This window comes from Streptomyces amakusaensis (assembly GCF_039532665.1).
In the GTDB taxonomy this organism is placed as follows: Bacteria; Actinomycetota; Actinomycetes; order Streptomycetales; family Streptomycetaceae; genus Streptomyces; species Streptomyces amakusaensis.
Genome location: NZ_BAAASB010000001.1, coordinates 144,890 through 165,292, shown reverse-complemented (window position 1 = coordinate 165,292; position 20,403 = coordinate 144,890). Strand labels below are relative to the sequence as shown.

Sequence of the window (20,403 nt, the reverse complement as noted above, 5' to 3'; positions counted from 1 at the left end):
TCGCGGTGCACCGGCACCGGGGACCTCCACGAACGGCGGCCAGGCCGGGCCGGGGGTCATCGGGTTCTCCGCGCGGCGGGGCACCGGCCGGTCAGCTGCCGCTGCCGCCGAGCTGCCGGGTGGCTTCCCGCGCGGCGAGTTCCAGCGCCTCGGCGAGTCCCTCGGGACGGCGGCCTCCGGCGGCGGCCAGCGGGCCGCGCCCGCCGGAGCCGCCGCCGACGGCGCGGGCCGCGCCGGTGAGGATCCGGGCGGCCTGTGTGCCGGACCGGTGGAGGCCGGGGGAGATCGCGGCGGCGAGGAGGGCCTTGCCGTCGTGTTCGGCTCCCAGGACCACGGCGGCCGGGCCGTCGCCGAGGCGGGTGAGGGCGTCGGAGGCCAGAGCGCGCAGTTCGTCCTGGGTGACGCCGGTGACCCGCTGGACGACCAGCTGTCCGTGACCGGCGGTACGGGCCCGGCCCGCGAGCCGTCCGGCCTGCTCCCGCAGCTCCTCGGCCCGGTGCAGGGCCAGCTGCCGCTGGGCGTCGGCGAGGGCGTCGAGGCGCTTGCGCAGGGCCCCGGGGGCTTCGGCCGGGCGGACTCCGACCAGCTGCGCCAGTTCGTTCAGCAGCCGGCGCTCGGTGTCCTGGTACCGCAGCGCGCTGTGGCCGGTGAGCGCCTCGACGCGGCGGAGGTTGGCACCGATGGACGACTCGCCGAGCAGCCGGAAGGCGCCCACCTGGGAGCCGTGGGCGACATGGGTGCCGCCGCACAGCTCACGGGAGAAGTCGCCGATGTCGACGATCCGTACGGTCTCCCCGTACTTCTCCCCGAACAGGGCGATCGCCCCGGCGGCTTCGGCCTCGGCCCGGCCGGCGTGCCAGGCCCGCACCTCCGGGTCGTCCAGGACATGCCCGTTGACCGCCGACTCGATCCGGGCGAGCTGGTCCGGGGTGAGGGCGGCGAAGTGCGCGAAGTCGAAGCGGAGCCGGTCGGGCTCGACGAGAGAGCCCTGCTGGCGGGCGTGGTCGCCGAGGGTGGCCAGCACGACGGCGTGCAGGATGTGGGTGGCGGAGTGGGAACGCGCCAGAGCGGCCCGGCGTCCGGCGTCCACCCGGGCCTCGCCGACCGCCCCGGCGCGGACCTCCCCCTGGAGGACGCGCGCGGTGTGGACACGGAAGCCCTCCAGACCGTAGCGGGTGTCCGTGACCTGGACGACGGTCCCGTCGCCGAGGGTCAGGGTCCCGGTGTCGCCGATCTGGCCCCCGGCCTCGGCGTAGAACGGCGAGCGGTCCAGTACGAGCCCCACCTCGTCCCCCTCGGCGGCGACGGTGCCCGGGACGCCACCCGTGATGAGCCCGGTGACGGTGGTCTCGGCGATCAGGCTGTCGTACCCGACGAACTCGGTCCGGGGGACCCGGGCGGCCAGCTCGCGGTAGGCCTCCAGTCTCTTGAGAGCCTCGGCCGTCTTCGCCTTCCCGCCCGTCTTCGCCCGGCGCTTCTGCTCGTCGAGCAGCGTCCCGAAGCGGTCCTCGTCGACCGTGAGACCGGCGTCCCGGGCGGCCTCGACCGTCAGCTCCAGCGGGAAGCCGTAGGTGTCGGCCAGCTCGAAGGCCGTCTCACCGGCCAGAGTCGCCGACCGGCCCTCGCGGGTGCGCGTGATCGCGGCGTCCAGCAGCCGGGTGCCCTGGGCCAGGGTCCGGGCGAACGACTCCTCCTCGGCGGTCACCACCTGCTCGATCAGCCCGGCCCGCCCGGCCAGCTCCGGCCAGACGTCCCCCAGATTGGCGACCACACTGGCGGTCGCGGCGGGCAGCACCGGGCCGGTGATGCCGAGCAGCCGGGCATGGCGGACCGCCCGCCGCATCAGCCGCCGCAGGACGTACCCCCGCCCGTCCTTGGCCGGGAGCACACCGTCCGCGATGAGGAAGGCGGCGGAGCGGGCATGCTCGGCGACCACCTGGAAGGACACCTTCTCCTCCCCCTCGCCGGGGTACTCCCGGCCGGCCAGCTCCTGAACCGTGTTCAGGGTGGGCAGCAGCAGATCCGTCGTGCAGACGTTCTCGGCCCCCTGGAGGATCGCGGCCAGCCGGTCCAGCCCGAGCCCCGTGTCGATACTCCTGCTCGGCAGCTCCCCGACGATCGGATAGTCCTTCTTCGCCGGTCCCTCGCCCCGCACGGTCTGCATGAAGACCAGGTTCCACAGCTCGATGTACCGCTCGCCGTCGACGGCCGGGCCGCCCTCCTCCCCGAAGGCCGGCCCCCGGTCGTAACTGATCTCCGAGGACGGCCCACTCGGCCCCGGGACCCCCATCGACCAGTAGTTGTCCTCCATCCCCAGCCGCTGGATCCTCCCCGCCGGGACACCGATCCGCCGCCAGATCCGCTCGGCCTCGTCGTCGTCCTCGAAAACGGTGATCCAGAGCCTCTCCTTCTCCAGCCCGTACCCCCGGGTCATGAGCTCCCAGGCGAAGGCGGCGGCGTCCTCCTTGAAGTAGTCGCCGAAGGAGAAGTTCCCCATCATCTCGAAGAACGTCGCATGCCGGTGCGTACGGCCGACAAGGTCGATGTCCGAGGTCCGCGCGCATTTCTGAATGCTGGTGGCCCGGCGGAAGGGCGGGGCGGTCTCCCCCAGGAGATAGGGCTTGAACTGGTTCATCCCGGCATTCGCCAGCAACAGGGTGGGATCGTCCGGGACCAGCGAGCTGGACGGGACGGGCTGATGCCCCCGGGAGACGAAGAAGTCGGTGAAGGTCTGACGGATCTGCGTCGAGCGCATGGCTGCACGGCCTCACTGCGGAGTCATGGAAGGTGGAGGTCGATCACACGCCGAGCCGGGCCGAGAACAGGGACTGAGGAAGTTCTCAGTTCTCCGGCTCGACGCAGATAGCTCGCGCCCCCACGGTGTGCACCATGACTCCAGATCCATCGATCGCATCGGTCGACACGGGCGGACCCCCACGGTCCGAGGCCGCCACACCGTCGACTCTAACGGTTCCGGCGTCACCCCCGCTCGGCGTTTCGCCGCCGCCTAGGCTTCTGACCATGAGCGACGACGCCCGCCGCATGGCGAACTTCCGGGTGAATCTCGTACCGGCGGTACTGGCGCTGGCCCATCCGGCCCGGCAGCGGGAGGTGTGGCTCGACCCGTCGGCGTTCGAGAACGTGGATCACATCGTCCATGTGCTGTTCGACGACTTCTGCGACGCGGACGATCCGGAGCGTTTCCTCGGCGTCAGCCTGCGGACCGGGGAAGAGGTGGCGCTCATGCGCCGTCTCGGTGTCGCGCTGACGGCCGTACGGGCGGAGGCCCCGAACGACACCGACGAGGAGTATCTGCGGGCGGGCGGCTGGCCGGAGGTCGTGGCCGCCGCCGGGCGGCTGGCGGCGGCGATGGTCGCGAACGACCTGGGCGAACTGGTCGCGCTCCATGAGGCGGGAGCCGCCGGCACGGCCTCGCGGTGAACCGCCGGCGGCGGGTCAGCCCCGGGTGCCCAGGTCCAGCCGGTCGGCGAGGCCGGCGGCGGTGAAGGCGGAGACGAGGGCGGTGCGGCCTTCGGTGAAGTGGGCCCAGCTGTCGTAGTGGAGGGGGACCACGCGGCGGGCGTCGAGGATTCGGGCGGCTTCGGCGGCCTGGGCGCTGTCGAGGACGAGGAGGGCGCCGTCGAAGATGAGGGGGTCGCGAGGGGCGCCGGCGAAGAGGACGGCGGTGTCCACGGGGCCGAAGCGGTCGGCGATGTGTCCGACGGAGTCGAGCGAGGCGTTGTCGCCGCTGACGTAGAGGGTGGGCAGACCGTCTCCGGTCAGGATGAAGCCGATGACCTGGCCGAGGACCGGTTCGACGGCTTCGCGCGGCCCGGGGCCGTGGACGGCGGGCACGGCCGTCACGGTGACCGTGCCGCCGCCGGGGCGGTCGAGGTCGACGGATTCCCAGTCGGCGAGCCCGGTGGCCCGCTCGCCGAGGCGCTCTCCGCCGCCGGTGGTGGTGAGGGTGAGCGGTATGCCGGCGAGGAGGGCGCGGCCCGAGATGTCGAGGTTGTCGGGGTGCTCGTCGTGCGAGAGCAGGACCGCGTCGATCCGGCCGAGGTCGGCGGGGGTGCCGGAGGGGGGCGCGGTCTTGGTCAGGAGCACGCCGCCCGGGACCGGGTACTCGCGGGGGGCGTCGAAGGTGGGGTCGGTGAGGAAGCGCAGGCCGCCGTATTCGAAGAGGGCGGTGGGGCCGCCGAAGACGCGGACGGGGATCTGCTCGCCGGGCTCGCCGGGCATGCCGAAGTCGGCCATGGAAATTCACCTCACGGATAGGGGGCGGTTCATCCGTGAGAGACGTTACCTCATTTCTCATGGATGGAAGCAAGCTGTACCGTGAGACATATGAAGGAGACTGTGACCGCCGATCCCGTCCTGGCACCCGCGCCCGGCGCGGAGCAGCACCTCGCGCTCGACTTCGCCAACAGCGCCGTCGTACTGCCCGGCGGCCAGTTCGCCGATCTGCTGGGCACCCCGGCCGCCGCCCGGCGGTGGCTGATCGAACGGGACCTCGCCCCGGCCGAGTTGGAACTCCTGGAGATGTGCACCGCGCAACTGCGGTCGCTGCGCGAACAGATCAGGGCGCTGCTCGCCTCCCGGGCCGACGGCCTGCCCGCCCCGGCCCCGGCCCTCGCCGCCGTCAATGAGGCGCTCACCGGCGCTCCGGCGGCAGCCCTGCTGCACTGGGACCCCACGCGCGGTCTGTACCGCGCGGCCTCCCACCCCACCACCCAGATCGTGGCCCACGCCTCCGCCGTGCTCGCCGCCGACGCCGCCGACCTGCTCACCGGCCCCGACGCCGAACGCCTCACCGCCTGCGGCTCCGCCCCCTGCGGCCGTTACCTCCTGCGCCACGGCCGCCGCCACTGGTGCTCGACCCGCTGCGGCGACCGGGCCCGGGCCGCCCGCGCCTACGCCCGGCGTACGGCCCAGGCCGAAACGGACTGAACGGGTACGACTCCGTCCCCGCGCCTAGCCGCGCGTCAGCCGCGCCGAGAGATGGTGCAGCAGCGGTTGGCCGACGGCCGCGAGGTCGTGGACGAAGTCGAGCGTGTCCCCGTCGGCCAGGGTGTAGCGGCGGCGGGTGGCGTCGACCTTCTTGGCGGTGGGGGCGAGAGCCACCTCATGGGTGGCGAGGTCGACCACGCCGTCGGCGGCGCGGCCGACCGAGATCTCCGCGATCCCGGTGGGCTGCGTGATCAGGGCCTCCACCCGCCCGTCGGGCTGCAACCGCCACCACCCGCTCTCCCGGGCCGACGGCCGCAGCGCCGCGCCGTCCGGGCCGAGCAGCCAGGCGCGGGCCTCGTAGTGGAGGAAGGGCCGCCCGTCATGGCTGAAGGTGACCTGCTGGGCGTAGGCGAACTCCTCGTCGAGCGTGGGGTACTCGCCCCGCCCCCGGCCGGACCAGAAGCCGAGAAGCCCGGCCACCGGCGCGAGCAGGGGGTGGGGAGCCGGGGCCTCGTCCGGCCGGAAGGCATCGGGGTACGGAGGTGTCTCGGGCGGTTCGAACACGGTGCGCGCTCCTGGGTCGGGGCCGGTGTCAGACGGCAGGCTACTGCCGCGATCACGAGCCGGGGCCGAGCCGGAGCCGGACCGCCCCCGCCGGGATACGGTCCTGCCATGTCCCGATCAGCCGAGCCCGGCCCCTCCTCCGCCCCCGCCTCCCCCGTCACCGCTGACGACCTCGACCTCGCCGTACAACTGGCCCTGACCGCCCTCCGCGAGGTGCCCCCGGCCGCGTGGGACGCCAAGGCGGGGACGCTGGAGTGGGACCGCTGGGAGACCGTCGAGCACCTCGGCGACGACTTCTTCGCCTACGCCGTGCAACTGGGCCCCAGAAAACCGCCCATGGACGGCGATGTGCCCTTCGTGTTCGAACGCCACCGGCCCGGCGGCCCCTCCCGGGCGATTCGCGCGGACCGCGCGGCGGGCCCCGCCGGGCTGCTGCGGGTGCTGGAGGCGAGCGGCGCGCTGCTGGTCGCGATGGTCCGCACCACACCCCCGCAGGTCCGCGCCCATCACCTCTTCGGTGCCTCCGACGCCGAGGGTTTCGCCGCGATGGGCATCGTGGAGGCACTGGTGCACACCCACGACCTGGCCCAGGGGCTCGAACTCGCCTGGAACCCGCCCGCCGACCTGTGCGCGCGGGTGCTCACCCGGCTCTTCCCGGACGCCCCGGACACCTCGGACGCCCCGGACGCCTCGGACCCGAAGGGCCTCCCGGACCGCACGGACCCCTGGACCACCCTGCTGTGGGCCACCGGCCGCGCCGAACTGCCCGGCCGCGCCCGTCTGACCACCTGGCGCTGGGACGGCAACCCCCGCGCGTAGCGTTCAGATCTCCCTGACGAAGACGATCGCGTCGAGCCGGTCGACAGTGGCCGGGTCGAGGGAGAAGTAGGTGTGGTCGGCCGGGACCCGGGGGACCGGCGCTCGGGTGAGGGCGGGGCGCAGACGGTCGGGGGCGATGACGGTACGGGGGTGGGGGAGGGCCGAGAGGAGGCCTTCGAGGGTGTCGGGGGCGGGGACGTCGGTGCCCCGGGTGCCGAAGGCGGAGGCGGCGAAGGCGTACTGGTCGCCGAGGCGGGCGCTGATGATCGCACCGGCGCTCCACCACCGGACCGGCCGGCCGCCGAACCGCATCCCGCTGATGTCGCGCTGGAGATGGGTGTTGTGCGTGAAGGCGAGGGTGGGACCCCGGCGGGCCTCGCGGCGGACGATCGCGTCGAGGTTGTCGGCCATCATCGAGTCGCGCAGTGCGAGGAGAGCGTCGAAGCGGGTGGGCGTGGCATCGGCCATCGCGGCGTGATAGCGCAGCAGCCCGGCGGCGGTGCGGGCATGGAGCCCGGCGCGCCAGAAGTCGTCCGGGGCGGCGGTGGCTGTCAGCAGGGGAGTGTGGGCGGTGAGCAGCGCGCCCAGGTCGTCGGCGATCAGGCGCAGTTCCCGGGCCTCGGGGGTACGGCCGACGGAGTGGGCGGGGTCGTACATGGCGGCCGGACTGGTCCAGCGGTCGTCGGGGCCGAGCAGCTCGTCGAGGCGCTCACGGCTCCAGGGCAGTGCGAGACGGTCGGCGAGGTAGCCGTACAGCGCGGTCAGCGAAAGGCGGGGGCTCGCGGCGCCGGCTGTCTCCAGGGGGCCGTCGACGCCGTAGAAGCGGAGCCGCTCGTGGGCGGGACGCCCCTCGTTGTGGGCGCGCATCCAGCGCAGGAGTTCGCGGTTGGCGGGGGAGGAGCCGAAGCCGTGGCTGAAACCGCCGCCCATCGCCGCGTCGAGGGTCCCGGTGCCGTCGGTGACGTACGCGTCGGCGGTCAGGGCCGACAGACAGTCGCTCTCGATGGCGATCGAGCGGTAGCCCTCGTGCTCCACGAGGTGGCGGAACAGCTCGTTGCGCAGTTCGGGGAAGGCTTCGACGCCATGGGTGGGTTCGCCGAGGCCGAGCAGCCGGAGGGAGGGGGACAGGAGCGAGGTGAGGGCGTCGCCGGTGAAGGGAAGGGCGGCGTCCTGGAGCAGGTCCGTCATGACGTCAACCGTATCGTTGAAGCCTCGGTGTAAACTTTTTCGCCTTCTATGGCTGTTGAGTGGGAGTGAACCTTCAAAATGCGGTTGAGGCCCATCGATCTGGCGCGCGAGCACGGCCTGTCCACCCAGGCGGTGCGCAACTACGAGGAGGCGGGGATCCTGCCGCCCGCCGAGCGCACCCCGAGCGGCTACCGCGTCTACGGCCCGCGCCACGCGACGGCCCTGCGGGCCTTTCTGGCGCTGATCCCCGCCCACGGCCATGCGACCGCCTCGGCGGTCATGCGGGCCGTGAACGGCGGCGCTGTCGAGGACGCGCTGCGGCTCATCGACGAGAGCCACGCACAGCTGGCCGGCGACCGTGACACGCTCGCGGCCGTGGAGGAGGCGCTGCGCGCCCTCGAACCGGCGGACGGACGGCCGGAGCCGGACGAACCGGAGCCCGGCGCGGCGGTGTTCATCGGCCCGCTCGCGCACCGGCTCGGCCTCCGCCCCGCGACCCTGCGCACCTGGGAGCGGGCCGGGCTGGTCGTACCCCGGCGCGATCCGCGCACCGGCTACCGCGTCTACACCTCCGCCGATGTCCGCGATGTGCTCCTCGCCCACCAGCTGCGCCGGGGCGGGTACGGGCTGGAGCGGATCGCCCTGGTGCTGGAGCGGGTACGGACGGCGGGCGGGCCGGAGCCGCTGCGGTCGGCGCTGTGCGAGTGGCGCGACCGGCTGACGGCGCGCGGCCTGGCGATGCTGGCGGGCGCGGGTGCGCTCGACGCCTGTCTGGGACAGGCCCCGGCCCCGACGCCCGGCCGTGAACCGGCGTACTGATTTCGCGTCATGCTCCGGGAGCGCGGAGTGCCCCGAGGCCGGTCGTGGAATACCTGGGTGCGGAAGCCGGCACGAGACTCGGGAGGTTCGATGGGACAGGACGGGTACGGCGGGCAGGACGGGTACGGCGGGCATGGCGGGCGGCGGGCCGCGGCCGGGGCACGCCTGATCGACGAGGTGCTCGGTTACGCGGTGCCGGCCGCGCTGCGCGCCGTCGCCGCGTGCGGAGTGGCCGACCGTCTCGCGCACGGGCCGCGCACCGCCGGTGAACTGGCCGCCGCCACCGGCCTGGACGAGGGCAGCCTCTACCGGGTGCTGCGGCTCCTCGCCACCCGCGAGGTGTTCACCGAGGACCCCGAGGGCCGGTTCGCCCTGACCGAGGCGGGCGGCATGCTGCGCGGCGATGTCCCGGGGTCGCTGCGCGACGCCGTGCTGATGCTCACCGACCGCACCTTCTGGGAGCCGGCCGGGCGGCTCGACCACTGTCTGAGGACCGGCGGGTCGGCGTTCACGGACGTCTTCGGCCGGTCCTTCTTCGACCACTTCGCCCAGGACGCCGCGACGGCGGCCGTCTTCCACGACGGCATGGCCGCCATGTCCTCGGCCGAGGACCGGCCGATCGCCGACGCCTACGGCTTCCCCGAAACCGGCCCCGGTGCCGTCGTGGACATCGGCGGCGGCCAGGGCGGGTTCCTCGCCGCCGCGCTGCGCTGCGGCACGGGCCTGACCGGCACCCTCTACGACCGAGGACACGTCCTCGCGGGCCATGGTCTCGGCGCGCACCCGGACCTCACGGGACGCTGGAGCACCCGGGAGGGCGACTTCTTCGAGGAGGTGCCGTCCGGCGACTTCCTCGTCCTCAAGCGCATCCTGCACGACTGGAGCGACGACGAGTGCGTGCGGGTGCTGAGCAACTGCCGCCGCGCCCTCGCGCCGGGCGGACGGGTCCTGGTGGTCGACGCCGTGCTGGTGCCCGACGGGAGGCCGCACCAGGGGAAGACCCTGGATCTGCTGATGATGGCGTCGCTGACCGGCCGGGAACGCACCCGGGACGAGTTCCGTGAGATCTTCGCCGGGGCCGGGCTGCGGCTGACCCGTGTCGTGCCCACTCCGGCCGTGCTCAGCGTGGTCGAAGCGGTCGCCGCCTGACCGGATTCGCACGGTGAGCACTCTCGTAACAGGGGGATGACGGCTCGGTTCGCCCTTGGGCACAGCCGTGGACCGGGCCGGGGCGGGGGCCGTTCGGGTGATAGAAAGAAGCCCCGCTCAGTGTCGTGAATACACGGGACCCTGTCCGAAAACGCTCCTTTCCGGGCCGTGGCACCCGCTCCGAGGTGCCCGCCTGAACGCGGGGGAGACCGGTTCGGGCGGGGGCCGTAGGAAAGGGGACGCGCGATGTCTCAGCCGCCCAGCCAGCAACCGCCGGGAGGCTTCGGGGCTCCCCAGGACCGGCAGCCGGATCCGCGCCAGTGGCCGCCGCAGGACCGGCAGCCGGACCAGCCGCAGGACGCGTGGCACGGTGCTCAGGACCCCCGGCAGAACCCCTGGACGGCCGCTCCCGCTCCCGAGCAGCCGGCCGACCCCCGGTACGGCGGCCCGCACATACCGCCGCAGGACGCGCGCCCGCCGGCGATGCCCCCGTATCAGGGACCGCAGCAGCCGCAGCAGCCGCAGCAGTACCCGCAGACCCCGCCCGCCCCGCCGCAGGGGCCGCCGCCGGGGTACGGCTATCCGCAGCAGCAGCAGCAGCAGCCACAGCCCGGGTACGGGTATCAGCAGCAGTACCCGCAGCAGCAGCCCGGTCCGTACGGTCAGCAGCCCCCCGCCCCGCAGCTCGGCTACCAGTGGCAGGACCAGGGGCAGCCTCCGTACGGCACCCCGCCCGGCGGCGGCACCGGCGGCGGTGGCGGGTTCTTCAAGCGGAAGCCGGCCGTGGTGATCGGGGCGGCCACCGCCGCGCTGCTGGTCATCGGGGCCGGGACCTACTTCGTCGTCAGCGAGGGCGACAGCGGGGCGAGCCGCGAGAAGAACGTCAGCAAGAGCGACGGCCCGGGGCCCGCCGACCCCGCATCCGAGGCACCGGCCCCCGGCACGGACGCCGAGGCGGGCGCGGAGGACCCCGGTGCCGAGGCCGGTGAACGGCCGGACGGCGACGGCGAGCTGAACGCCGGCCGCCAGAAGGGCGAGGCGAGGATCGCGTTCGTCACCACCAACGATGTCGACCTGCCGCGCAACGGCGTCGACGCCTTCGGCCCGTGGATCGCCGGGGACACCGTCGTACGGGCCATGTACAAGCAGATCGTCGGCTACTCCGCCGCCGACGGCAAGAAGAAGTGGACCGTGCCGGTCGACACCGAGATCTGCTCGGCGACCCTGGAGCCCTCCCCCGACGGAAAGATCGTCGTCGGGGTGAAGGACGGCCACACCGAGAAGGCCGAGTGCCTCGACCTCCGGATGATCGACCTGAAGACCGGCAAGCCGGGCTGGAAGAAGACCCTCCGCACCGGCGAGGGCTTCAACGCGCTCACCGACTTCACGCTCACCATCAGCGGCGACACCCTCGGAGCCGCAGGGCTCGGCAACTCCTTCGGCTTCTCGATGGCCGACGGCGAGCAGCTCTTCAAGGGGCCGGTCAGCGGCTGCAAGCCGTTCGCCTTCGCGGGCGGTCCCAAGCTGCTCGCCGCGACCCAGTGCCCCACCACGGACTGGAACAAGCCCAAGCACCAGCTCCAGGAGATCGACCCCGCCACCGGCAGGGCGAAGTGGACCTACAAGGCCCCCGAGGGCTGGGAGGTCGAGAAGGTCTTCTCGGCCGATCCGATCGTCGTCTCGCTCAAGCAGTCCAAGGAGAAGAAGTGGGGTGTCGTCGCGCTCAACGCGAACGGCACCGAGCGCTCGCGGATCCAGGGCGGCAAGGACAAGTTCCAGCCGAGGTGCGGCGGATCGTTCGTCGTCCTGGGCGAGAACCTGGAGGGCTGCATCGGGGTCGCGGCCGACGCCGACTCCCTCTACATGGCCACCCAGTCGGCCCGCCCCGGCGGGGCCAACGAGATCGTCGCCTTCGACCTCGACAGCGGCCGGCCCGCCTGGCGCACACCGTCCGGCGGTGACAGCACCATCATGCCGCTGCGGATGGAGGGCGGGAACGTCCTCGCCTACCGCGAACCGACCTGGGACAAGGGCGGAATGCTCGCCACCGTCGCGCCGTCGGGCGGCGCGCCGAAGCCGCTGCTGAAGCTCCAGGACGCGACCGCGCAGGAGGAGAGCACCTTCTACTCCTCGCGGATGGTCTACGACGGCGGCCGGTTCTTCATCGCCAGCGGCCGGGTCAGCGCCCGCAACGACGCGGAGGAGTTGCGGACGAGGACGATGATGGCCTTCACCAAGTGATCACGGCGGAGACCGAATCCTGCTCGTCCCCACCCGTTCCGAACCGCCCCGAGGTACGCACGCCATGACGCAACCGCCCCCGCCCCCGCCGAACCAGCCCCCGCATCAGCCGCCGCCCGGTTTCGGGCCGCCGCAGGAGCCCCCGCCCGGTTTCGCGGGAGGCTTCGGCCCGCCCGTACAGCCGCCGCCGCCCGGCTACGGGCAACCGCAGCAGCAGTACCCGCAGCAGCATCAGCAGTACCAGCAGCCGCAGCAGTACGGGTATCCGACGCAGCCCGTGCAACCCATGCCCCACCCCGGCCCCGGCGGCGGAGGCGGCGGTGCCAGGAAGCCCGGCAAACGGACCCGGACGATCCTCGCGGTGGCCGGTGCGCTGCTGCTGATCGGCGGCGGCGGGCTCGCCTACGCGGCCTTCGGGGACCGGGACGAACCCGCCCGCCCCGGACCGAGCGCGGGCGGGAACAAGAAGGACGACGGCGGGAAGAGCGGGAAGGAGGAAGCGGGGAAGGAGGGCGGCGGCAGCGCCGCCGACGGCCCCGGCGCGGAGACGGCCCCGGCCGACCCCGTCGCCGAGCTGGCCTTCCACCGGCCCGAGCCCGAGGTCAAGAGCATCACCTCGGTCAAGGGCTCCTGGATCGCCGGGAAGACCTTCGTCAAGCCCGGCCTCAACTCGATCGTCGGCCATGACGCGGACCGGGGCACGGTCTCCTGGACGCTCTCGCTCCCCGGCCAGATCTGCGCCTCCTCCCTCCACCAGTCCGCCGACGGCAAGGCCGCGATCCTCTTCGAGGCCGCCAAGCGCACCGGGCCGCGCTACTTCCAGCCGTGCACCGAGGTCGGCGTGGTCGACCTCGCAAGCGGCAAGCTGCTCTGGCGCACCTCGGTCACCAGCGCCACCGGCGGCGACGCCAAGGTCGTCTTCGCCGAAGTCACCCAGAGCGGCTCGACGGTCGCCGCGGGCGGTCTGAACGGCGGCGCGGCCTTCGACCTGAACAGCGGCAAGGTGCGCTGGAAGCCGAAGGCCTCCGCCGACGGCTGTCACGACCGGGGGTACGCGGGCGGGCCCGCGCTCGTCGCGGTCCGCCAGTGCGGCCGGATCGGCGAGCCCCAGGTCACCGTCCAGGGGCTGGACCCGAAGGACGGCCGGCCCCTCTTCACGTACAAGATGCCCGAGACGGTGAAGTACGCGAGCGTCGTCTCGACCGAACCCCTGGTGGTGGCGGCCGACGTCGGCGACACCGCCGGGTCCTCCGGCTTCTCCGACCTCTTCTCGCTGGACGGGAAGGGCGGGCTGCGCGCCAGGATCCCGGCCGCGCGGGACGCCTATGAGGCCAAGTGCCGGGTGACCGAGGTCGAGAACTGCAAGAAGATCGTGGTGGGCAACGGCCGGGTCTATCTGCCGACGGCCGCGCGGGAGAGTTCCTCGGGATTCCAGGACACCAATGAGATCGTCTCCTTCGATCTCGCCACCGGCAAGCCGACCAGTGACCGCACTGAGGCCGGCGCCCGGCATCTGCTGCTGCCGATGCGGATGGACGGCGGAAATCTGATCGCCTACAAGACGGCGGCATATGACACCGGCGGACAGGTGATCAGTATCGACGGCGGCACCTTCCGGCAGACGGTGCTGATGAAGAACCCGGGGGACAAGGAGTCGAGCGACCGGGAGCGGAGTTTCACCGCCGACGGCGACGAGATGCGATTCGCGGACGGACGGCTGTTTCTGAGCGGATCCCTGATCAGCGAACATACCTACGGCGACCGGACTCTGATCCTCGGCTACCGGACCGGCTGAATCGAACGCCCGCCCCAACCGATGGATTCAGCTGAATCGGCCGAATCTCGACTGCATCGACCAGGCCCGGCCTTTCCCCGCGCGGAAAGGCCGGGCCATGGTCATGTGTTGGTCATGGTCGAGTCATAAGGGACTCTGTTCAGCTAAGAATTCGGCACTGTGGGGGACTTCTGCCGAGATATTGACGCGCGCAGTCGAACAAGCGTGTAACTTGCCGGGGCAGGTCCGGGGTTCACCGCTGCCGGGGGATGGGGGTTGCTCAATGGGCGTACGGCTCATGGTGGTCGACGATCACCGATTGCTCGCCGAGGCGCTCGCCTCGGCCCTGAAGCTGCGCGGGCACCGAGTGCTCGCCGCGGCCGCGCCGGCCGCGGGCGCGGCCGATCTGGTGGTCAGCAGAGCGCCGGAGGTATGTCTGCTGGGCACGGCCGCCCCGGCCGAACCGGGGGCCTTCGACCCGGTGGTGAAGATCAAGCGGGAGCGGCCCCAGGTCGCCGTCGTGGTGCTGGGCCCGGTGCCCAGCCCCCGGGGGATCGCGGCGGCCTTCGCCGCCGGCGCTTCCGGCTATGTCCGCCACGACGAGCGCATCGAGGGTGTCGAGCGCGCCATGATGAAGGCGCGGGCCGGTGAGGCCGTGGTGGCCCCCGCCCTGCTCCAGGGCGCGTTCGCGGAACTGCTCAACCCGGTGGCCCAGCCCGACGACGAGGGCCAGCGGCTGCTGCAACTGCTCACCCCGCGCGAGGTCGAGGTGCTGGTACGGGTCGCCGAGGGCGAGGACACCCGCCTGATCGCGGCGGGCATGGGCATCGCCCCCAGCACCGCCCGCACCCATGTCCAGCGAGTCCTGATGAAGCTCTCCGTCGGCTCCCGCCTCGAAGCCGCCGCCCTCGCCGCCCGCACCGGCCTCCTCGACCGGGCGACCGTCGCCGTGCGCTAGACCGTGTCTTCAAAGTAGCGTCGTCCGCCCCGCCCCGCCCCGCCCCGGCGCGCACGCTCTCCCCCGCCGCCCTCGGACGCGGGGTGCTGCCCCGGACTCACCCCTGGGCTTCGAGACCCCGGAGGCACCCGCGCCCGGCCGAGCCCCGCCGCGCGAGCCCCCTTTCGCCGACGCGCGCCTTTACGCACCCCTCAATCCCCCACTTTCAGTGGATATGCGAGTGAATGTCATAGGTAAGCGCATGTGTTGCGACCATTGACGCTTCCTGTTGGATCATGCTTTGTTGTGTTTGATTGTGTTGGGGATGGTGAGGGGGCTTCACCGTGAAGAAGACGTCGACCCGGCTGGCCGACGGACGCGAACTGCTCTACTACGACTCCCGCGACGACACCGTGCGCGACGCCGTCGACCGCCGCACCCTCCCACCGGTCGACACCAGACCCGAGATCCGCCGCGACCCGCTGCTCGGCGACGCGGTAGCCGTCGCCGCCCACCGCCAGGACCGCACCTACCGGCCGCCGGCCGGGGAGTGCCCGCTCTGCCCCTCCCGCGAGGGGCGTCTCTCCGAGATCCCGGCCGCCGACTACGACGTCGTCGTCTTCGAGAACCGCTTCCCCTCCCTCGCCGGGGACTCCGGCCGCTGCGAGGTCGTCTCCTTCACCTCCGACCACCACGCCTCCTTCGCCGACCTCGGCGAGGAGAGAGCCGCGCTCGTGCTCGACGCCTGGACCGACCGGACCGCCGCGCTCGCCGGGCTGCCCCAGGTCGAGCAGGTCTTCTGCTTCGAGAACCGGGGGGCCGAGATCGGCGTCACCCTCGGCCATCCGCACGGCCAGATCTACGCGTACCCCTTCGTCGCCCCGCGCGTCGAGCTGATGCTGCGCACCGGCGCCGCGCACCGCGAGCGCACCGGCCGCAATCTCTTCGACGACGTCGTGGCACGCGAACTCGCCGAGGGCGAGCGGATCGTCCTCACCACCGCCCACTGGGTCGCCTTCGTGCCGTACGCCGCGCACTGGCCGTACGAGGTCCATCTCCACCCCCGGCGGCGGGTGCCGGACCTGCGCGCGCTCGACACGGCCGCCCGCGAGGAGTTCCCCGGGATCTATCTGGAGCTGCTGCGCCGCTTCGACCGGATATTCGGCGCGGACACCCCGCCCACCCCGTATGTCTCGGCCTGGCACCAGGCCCCGTTCCGGGCGGCCGGACGGGAGGACTTCGCCCTCCATCTCGAGCTCTTCACCATTCGCCGCACTCCCGGCAAGCTGAAGTTTCTCGCGGGTTCCGAGTCCGGCATGAGCGTGTTCATCAACGATGTGCCGCCCGAGGCGGCGGCGGCCCGACTGCGAGAGGCAGCGAGCGAATGAGCAAATACCTGGTGACCGGCGGGGCCGGATACATCGGCGGTGTGGTGGCGCTCCATCTGCTGGAGGCGGGCCACCGGGTCACCGTCCTGGACAATCTCTCCACCGGTTTCCGCGAGTCCGTCCCGGCCGCCGCCGAGTTCATCGAGGGCGATGTGCGCGACGCCTCGAAATGGCTCTGCCCGAGCTATGACGCGGTCCTGCACTTCGCCGCGTTCTCGCAGGTCGGCGAGTCCGTCGCGCGCCCCGAGAAATACTGGGAGAACAATGTCGGCGGCAGCCTCGCGCTCCTCGCCGCGATGCGCGACGCGGAGGTGCGCACCCTGGTCTTCTCCTCCACGGCCGCGACCTACGGCGAACCCGACCGGGCCCCCGTCACCGAGTCCGCCCCGACCGTGCCGACCAACCCCTACGGGGCGACCAAGCTCGCCGTCGACCACATGCTCACCGGGGAGGCGGCGGCCCACGGACTGGCCGCGATCTCGCTGCGCTACTTCAATGTGGCCGGGGCCTACGGCGGCCAGGGCGAACGCCACCAGCCCGAGTCGCACCTCATCCCGCTCCTCTTCGAGGTCGCCCTCGGCCTGCGCGAGTCGATCTCGGTCTACGGCGACGACTATCCGACGCCCGACGGCACCTGCGTACGCGACTACATCCATGTCGCCGACCTCGCCGAGGCGCATCTGCTGGCGCTGGCGGCGGCGAGGACCGGCGAGCATCTGATCTGCAACCTCGGCAACGGCCAGGGCTTCTCGGTGCGCGAGGTCATCGAGACCGTGCGGGACGTCACCGGCCACCCCCTGCCGCAGGCGCTCGCCCCCCGCCGTCCGGGCGACCCTGCGGTGCTGGTCGCCGCCGCCCAGGCCGCGAGCGACCGGCTGGGCTGGCGGCCCCGGCGGCCGGAGCTGACCCGGATCGTCGCCGACGCCTGGGAGTTCGCCCGAAGCGCGCGGAGCGCCCGGAGCGCCGGGATCCCCCGGTGACCGAGGGCGTCTGGGAGGCCCCCGGCCGGGTCAATCTGATCGGCGAGCACACCGACTACAACGACGGGCTCGTGATGCCCTTCGCCCTGTCGCGGACCGTGGTCGCGACGGCCGCCCGGCGGGACGACGGGATCCTCCGGCTGCACTCCGCCGACGCCCCGGGCGGCCCGGTCGAGCTGCGGATCGACGCCCTCGCCCCCGGCCGGGGCCCGCGCGGCTGGACCGACTACCCGGCCGGCGTCCTGTGGGCGCTGCGGGAGGCCGGCCACCGGGTGGGCGGCGCGGACCTCCACTACGAGTCCACCCTCCCGGCCGGAGCCGGACTCTCCTCCTCCGCCGCGCTGGAGGTCGTCACCGCGCTCGCGGTCACCGAGCTGTACGGGGTGGGGCTGGGACGGCAGGAGATGGCCCTGATCTGCCGTCGCGCCGAGAACGCGTACGCGGGCGCGCCCACCGGGATCATGGACCAGACGGCCTCCGCCTGCTGCGCCGAGGGACACGCCCTGTATCTCGACACCCGTGATCTCTCCCGCCGTCAGATCCCCTTCGACCCGGCGGCGCACGGACTCGTCCTGCTGCTGATCGACACCGGCGTCACCCACGCCCACAGCGCGGGCGCGTACGGGGAGCGCCGGGCCGGCTGCGAGTCGGCGGCGGCGGCGCTGGGCCTCGGCTCGCTGCGGGAGATACCCCCGGAGGAGCTGCCCGGGGCCCTGGCCCGGCTGACCGACCCCGTACAGCGCGCCCTGACCCGGCACGTGGTCACCGAGAACGGCCGGGTGGAGCGGGTGCGGGCGGCGCTGGAGGCGGGGCGGGCGCGGGCGATCGGCCCGCTGCTCACCGAGGGCCATGCCTCGCTCCGCGACGACTTCGCGGTCTCCTGCCCGGAACTGGATCTCGCGGTCCGTGCCGCGCTGGCCGCCGGGGCGCTCGGGGCGCGGATGACCGGCGGGGGGTTCGGCGGCTCCGCGATCGCGCTCGTGGAGGCGTCCGCGCGGGAGCGGGTGGCCGGATCGGTGGAGCGCGCGTTTGCGGAGGCGAGTTTTCGCAGACCGGAAATCTTCGCCGCCGCACCGGCCGCCGGAGCGCGCCGGCTCTCCTGACCGGCGGCCGTTCCCCCTGCGGCGAGGCGGTGCGCCGTGTTCGGAGCCGTCGATCAATGTCGATTTCCGTCTCACTGTGAAACTTTTGGCACACCGTGAACACCGTGAGCCATCAGTTCTGCAAATAGGCTTCCCCTCCCGTCCACCGCCCGTACGCTGATGCTCAGCACCGGTGGGGGCCGGTGTTGATCAGGGGGCGAGAACCATCGGGTACGACGCCCGGGGCGGGTTGTTCAGCCACAGTGCGGCGGCGGCCGGACGAACGGCGTTCTCCCTTCTCCCGGGCGGCGTACCCGCGTCGGTCCGCTCTCCGAGCCAGGGGGTGTCTGTGGTCCGTATCCGGGTCCTGGTGGTGGACGACCACCGAATCTTCGCCGAATCGCTCGCCGCCGCTCTCGCGGCCGAGCCCGACGTCGATGTGGCGGCGGCCGGCAGCGGTCCCGCCGCCGTGCGATGTCTGGAGCGGGGGATCGCCGAGGGGCGCAACTTCGACGTCATGCTCGTCGACGCCGACCTCGGCGGCAACGCGGCACCGCCGGGCGCCCGCGCGCCGGTCGCCCGCGCCGTCTCCGACGACGGGGAGGACCCGGTCGTCGACGGGATATCCCTGGTCGCGGGGGTCAGATCGAGCCAGCCGGGCGTCCGTACGGTGGTGCTCGCCGAGAAGGACGATCCGCGCCGGGCCGCCCTGGCGCTCCAGGCCGGGGCCTCCGGCTGGGTCGCCAAGGACTGTTCGCTGCAACGGCTGCTCGCCGTCATCCGGGGTGTGCTGCGGGACGAGACGCATCTGCCGCCCGCGCTGCTCACCGGCGTACTGCGGGAGCTGACGGCCGCGCGCAAGCACCGCACCGAGAGCGAACGGCTGGTGGAGTCGCTCACCCCGCGCGAGCGGGAGGTGCTGCGGTGCATGGTGGCGGGCCTGGGGCGCAAGGCGGTCGCCGAGCGCCTCTTCCTCTCCCCGCACACGGTCCGCACCCATATGCAGAATGTGCTGGGCAAGCTGGGGGTGCACTCCACACTGGCGGCGGTGGCGCTGGCGAGACGGGCGGGCGTCGGCCCGGTCGATCTAACCGGGAGTGTTGTCGAACGGGGCGGTCAGCTGGCGTAGCAGGGCGGCCAGCTCGGCGCGCTGGGCCCGGGACAGCTCCGAGAGGATCGCCCGCTCCTGGTAGAGCAGGCCCGCCAGGGCCTGGTCCGCGCGGTCCTGGCCCTCGGCCGTCAGCCGTACCAGCACTCCGCGCCGGTCGCTGGGGTCGGGCAGCCGCTCGACCAGGCCCTTCTTGGCGAGCCGGTCGATCCGGTTGGTCATGGTGCCGGAGGTGACCAGCGTCTGCGTGAGCAGCTGGCCGGGGGAGAGCTGATAGGGGTCGCCCGCGCGCCTCAGCGAGGTCAGCACGTCGAACTCCCATGGTTCCAGCTGGTGCTCGGAGAAGGCGAGCCGCCGTGCCCGGTCCAGATGCCGGGCCAGCCGGGAGACCCGGCTGAGCACTTCGAGTGGTTCCACGTCGAGGTCCGGGCGCTCGCGGCGCCAAGCTGCGACCAGTCGATCGACCTCGTCCTCCATGACGATCAGTGTAGAGGGTCCCTCGACATGAAGTCTCTTGACGTCAAGATACTTCTTCCTCCACGATGACCGCATGCCCTCCACACCCATCTGGGATCCGCAGCAGTATCTGCGCCATGCCGGACACCGCACCCGCCCGTTCCTCGATCTGCTGGCCCGGATCCCCGATCCGCCGGCCCCGGAGGGGCGGCGGCTGCGGATCGCCGATCTCGGCTGTGGCGCGGGCAATGTCACCGCGCTGCTCGCGGACCGCTGGCCGGCGGCCCTGATCACCGGCTTCGACAACTCCCTGGAGATGCTCGCCCGCGCCGGGAAGCAGTACGCGGGCCCCACCCCGGGCGGCGGCAGCCTCGGCTTCCAGACGGCGGACGCCGTCCACTGGAGCCCGGCCGAGCCGTACGACGTGATCGTCTCCAACGCGCTCTTCCACTGGGTGCCCGGCCACCTCGACTCCTTCGCCCGCTGGGTCGACGGCCTCGCCCCCGGCGGGACCTTCGCCTTCCAGGTCCCGGGGAACTTCGACGCCCCCAGCCACACCCTCCTCGCGGAGCTGTGCGCGTCCCCGCGCTGGCGGGACCGCCTCGGCGGCGACCAGGGCCGCTCGTACACCGAGCGGCCGGCCGTCTATCTGGACCGGCTGACCGGGCTCGGGGCCGGGGCCGACGGCGGGATCGGCGAGGTCGACGTCTGGGAGACCACCTATCTCCAGCTGCTGACCGGCGAGGACCCGGTACTGGACTGGATCAAGGGGACCACCCTGCGGCCGGTGCTCACCGTGCTGGAGAGCGACCCGGCCGCGCTGGAGGCGTTCCTCGGGGAGTACCGCGCCCTGCTGAGGGATGCCTATCCGCCGGGCCCGCACGGCACGGTCTTCCCGTTCCGCCGGATCTTCGCCGTGGCCAGGAAGGCCGTCTGACCGATCCCGGG

18 protein-coding genes are annotated in these 20,403 nt (G+C 72.8%); 13 read left to right on the top strand and 5 right to left on the bottom strand.

The genetic code is table 11. The features are described from left to right. Positions 1 to 91 precede the first annotated feature (91 nt). Complete coding sequence (alaS, locus tag ABD371_RS00695; RefSeq protein ID WP_344471444.1) at positions 92 to 2,755, bottom strand: alanine--tRNA ligase; 2,664 nt, start codon at positions 2,753 to 2,755, stop codon at positions 92 to 94. A gap of 266 nt (positions 2,756 to 3,021) precedes the next feature. On the opposite strand from alaS, the gene ABD371_RS00690 reads away from it, so the two are divergent. Further along, entirely contained in the window at positions 3,022 to 3,441 is a 420-nt protein-coding gene (locus ABD371_RS00690; protein ID WP_344471442.1) for an SCO4402 family protein, read from the top strand. A 15-nt stretch (positions 3,442 to 3,456) separates the two neighbouring features. On the opposite strand, the gene ABD371_RS00685 is transcribed toward ABD371_RS00690, so the two are convergent. After that, a complete protein-coding gene (locus tag ABD371_RS00685; protein ID WP_344471439.1) occupies positions 3,457 to 4,257 on the bottom strand; it encodes an MBL fold metallo-hydrolase in 801 nt (266 codons plus the stop codon). 90 nt (positions 4,258 to 4,347) lie between these two features. Here ABD371_RS00685 and ABD371_RS00680 point away from each other — a divergent pair, with 90 nt between their 5' ends. Continuing rightward, positions 4,348 to 4,950, top strand: a complete 603-nt coding sequence (locus tag ABD371_RS00680) for an ABATE domain-containing protein (RefSeq protein WP_344471437.1) — start codon at positions 4,348 to 4,350, stop codon at positions 4,948 to 4,950. A gap of 24 nt (positions 4,951 to 4,974) precedes the next feature. On the opposite strand, the gene ABD371_RS00675 is transcribed toward ABD371_RS00680, so the two are convergent. Further along, entirely contained in the window at positions 4,975 to 5,514 is a 540-nt protein-coding gene (locus tag ABD371_RS00675) for a heme-binding beta-barrel domain-containing protein (RefSeq protein WP_344471435.1), read from the bottom strand. A 108-nt stretch (positions 5,515 to 5,622) separates the two neighbouring features. On the opposite strand from ABD371_RS00675, the gene ABD371_RS00670 reads away from it, so the two are divergent. Further along, complete coding sequence (locus ABD371_RS00670) at positions 5,623 to 6,333, top strand: maleylpyruvate isomerase N-terminal domain-containing protein (RefSeq protein ID WP_344471433.1); 711 nt, start codon at positions 5,623 to 5,625, stop codon at positions 6,331 to 6,333. 3 nt (positions 6,334 to 6,336) lie between these two features. On the opposite strand, the gene ABD371_RS00665 is transcribed toward ABD371_RS00670, so the two are convergent. Further along, positions 6,337 to 7,521 (bottom strand): erythromycin esterase family protein, encoded by a 1,185-nt coding sequence (locus ABD371_RS00665; RefSeq protein ID WP_344471431.1) that lies wholly within the window; start codon positions 7,519 to 7,521, stop codon positions 6,337 to 6,339. Between the two features lie 78 nt (positions 7,522 to 7,599). On the opposite strand from ABD371_RS00665, the gene ABD371_RS00660 reads away from it, so the two are divergent. The 9 genes from ABD371_RS00660 to ABD371_RS00620 all read left to right on the top strand — a co-directional run bounded on the left by ABD371_RS00660 (position 7,600) and on the right by ABD371_RS00620 (position 19,020). After that, a complete protein-coding gene (locus ABD371_RS00660; protein WP_344471429.1) occupies positions 7,600 to 8,340 on the top strand; it encodes a TioE family transcriptional regulator in 741 nt (246 codons plus the stop codon). A gap of 90 nt (positions 8,341 to 8,430) precedes the next feature. Beyond that, entirely contained in the window at positions 8,431 to 9,489 is a 1,059-nt protein-coding gene (locus ABD371_RS00655) for a methyltransferase (protein WP_344471427.1), read from the top strand. Between the two features lie 246 nt (positions 9,490 to 9,735). Further along, positions 9,736 to 11,730, top strand: coding sequence for an outer membrane protein assembly factor BamB family protein (locus tag ABD371_RS00650; RefSeq protein ID WP_344471425.1), 1,995 nt, complete (start codon positions 9,736 to 9,738; stop codon positions 11,728 to 11,730). Between the two features lie 64 nt (positions 11,731 to 11,794). Further along, complete coding sequence (locus ABD371_RS00645) at positions 11,795 to 13,525, top strand: outer membrane protein assembly factor BamB family protein (RefSeq protein WP_344471423.1); 1,731 nt, start codon at positions 11,795 to 11,797, stop codon at positions 13,523 to 13,525. A 262-nt stretch (positions 13,526 to 13,787) separates the two neighbouring features. Further along, positions 13,788 to 14,462, top strand: coding sequence for a helix-turn-helix transcriptional regulator (locus ABD371_RS00640; protein WP_344471421.1), 675 nt, complete (start codon positions 13,788 to 13,790; stop codon positions 14,460 to 14,462). 323 nt (positions 14,463 to 14,785) lie between these two features. After that, entirely contained in the window at positions 14,786 to 15,829 is a 1,044-nt protein-coding gene (gene galT, locus ABD371_RS00635; RefSeq protein WP_344471419.1) for a galactose-1-phosphate uridylyltransferase, read from the top strand. Next, the gene (gene galE / locus ABD371_RS00630; protein ID WP_344471417.1) at positions 15,826 to 16,809 is read left to right on the top strand and encodes a UDP-glucose 4-epimerase GalE; all 984 of its coding nucleotides are present in this window, start codon (positions 15,826 to 15,828) and stop codon (positions 16,807 to 16,809) included. Before galT ends, galE begins: the two co-directional genes overlap by 4 nt. Beyond that, on the top strand, positions 16,806 to 17,912 hold the full coding sequence (gene galK / locus ABD371_RS00625; protein WP_381735307.1) for a galactokinase: 1,107 nt from the start codon (positions 16,806 to 16,808) through the stop codon (positions 17,910 to 17,912). The genes galE and galK overlap by 4 nt, the downstream gene beginning before the upstream one ends. A 328-nt stretch (positions 17,913 to 18,240) precedes the next feature. Next, the gene (locus ABD371_RS00620) at positions 18,241 to 19,020 is read left to right on the top strand and encodes a LuxR C-terminal-related transcriptional regulator (RefSeq protein ID WP_344471415.1); all 780 of its coding nucleotides are present in this window, start codon (positions 18,241 to 18,243) and stop codon (positions 19,018 to 19,020) included. Here the strand turns inward: ABD371_RS00620 and ABD371_RS00615 are convergent. Beyond that, entirely contained in the window at positions 18,979 to 19,476 is a 498-nt protein-coding gene (locus ABD371_RS00615) for a MarR family winged helix-turn-helix transcriptional regulator (protein ID WP_190122302.1), read from the bottom strand. The two genes, ABD371_RS00620 and ABD371_RS00615, sit on opposite strands and share 42 nt — an antisense overlap. A gap of 73 nt (positions 19,477 to 19,549) precedes the next feature. Here ABD371_RS00615 and ABD371_RS00610 point away from each other — a divergent pair, with 73 nt between their 5' ends. Next, positions 19,550 to 20,392, top strand: coding sequence for a trans-aconitate 2-methyltransferase (locus ABD371_RS00610; RefSeq protein ID WP_344471413.1), 843 nt, complete (start codon positions 19,550 to 19,552; stop codon positions 20,390 to 20,392). The last annotated feature ends 11 nt before the right edge of the window (positions 20,393 to 20,403 follow it).

Excerpts from the sequence above, each read along its gene's own strand:
- ABD371_RS00650 (WP_344471425.1), top strand. The coding sequence starts at position 9,736 with ATGTCTCAGCCGCCCAGCCAGCAACCGCCGGGAGGCTTCGGGGCTCCC.
- ABD371_RS00610 (WP_344471413.1), top strand. The coding sequence starts at position 19,550 with ATGCCCTCCACACCCATCTGGGATCCGCAGCAGTATCTGCGCCATGCC.
- ABD371_RS00690 (WP_344471442.1), top strand. The coding sequence starts at position 3,022 with ATGAGCGACGACGCCCGCCGCATGGCGAACTTCCGGGTGAATCTCGTA.
- ABD371_RS00685 (WP_344471439.1), bottom strand. The coding sequence starts at position 4,257 with ATGGCCGACTTCGGCATGCCCGGCGAGCCCGGCGAGCAGATCCCCGTC.
- ABD371_RS00615 (WP_190122302.1), bottom strand. The coding sequence starts at position 19,476 with ATGGAGGACGAGGTCGATCGACTGGTCGCAGCTTGGCGCCGCGAGCGC.
- ABD371_RS00665 (WP_344471431.1), bottom strand. The coding sequence starts at position 7,521 with ATGACGGACCTGCTCCAGGACGCCGCCCTTCCCTTCACCGGCGACGCC.
- ABD371_RS00680 (WP_344471437.1), top strand. The coding sequence starts at position 4,348 with ATGAAGGAGACTGTGACCGCCGATCCCGTCCTGGCACCCGCGCCCGGC.
- ABD371_RS00640 (WP_344471421.1), top strand. The coding sequence starts at position 13,788 with ATGGGCGTACGGCTCATGGTGGTCGACGATCACCGATTGCTCGCCGAG.
- ABD371_RS00660 (WP_344471429.1), top strand. The coding sequence starts at position 7,600 with ATGCGGTTGAGGCCCATCGATCTGGCGCGCGAGCACGGCCTGTCCACC.
- ABD371_RS00670 (WP_344471433.1), top strand. The coding sequence starts at position 5,623 with ATGTCCCGATCAGCCGAGCCCGGCCCCTCCTCCGCCCCCGCCTCCCCC.
- galE (WP_344471417.1), top strand. The coding sequence starts at position 15,826 with ATGAGCAAATACCTGGTGACCGGCGGGGCCGGATACATCGGCGGTGTG.
- alaS (WP_344471444.1), bottom strand. The coding sequence starts at position 2,755 with ATGCGCTCGACGCAGATCCGTCAGACCTTCACCGACTTCTTCGTCTCC.
- ABD371_RS00645 (WP_344471423.1), top strand. The coding sequence starts at position 11,795 with ATGACGCAACCGCCCCCGCCCCCGCCGAACCAGCCCCCGCATCAGCCG.
- ABD371_RS00655 (WP_344471427.1), top strand. The coding sequence starts at position 8,431 with ATGGGACAGGACGGGTACGGCGGGCAGGACGGGTACGGCGGGCATGGC.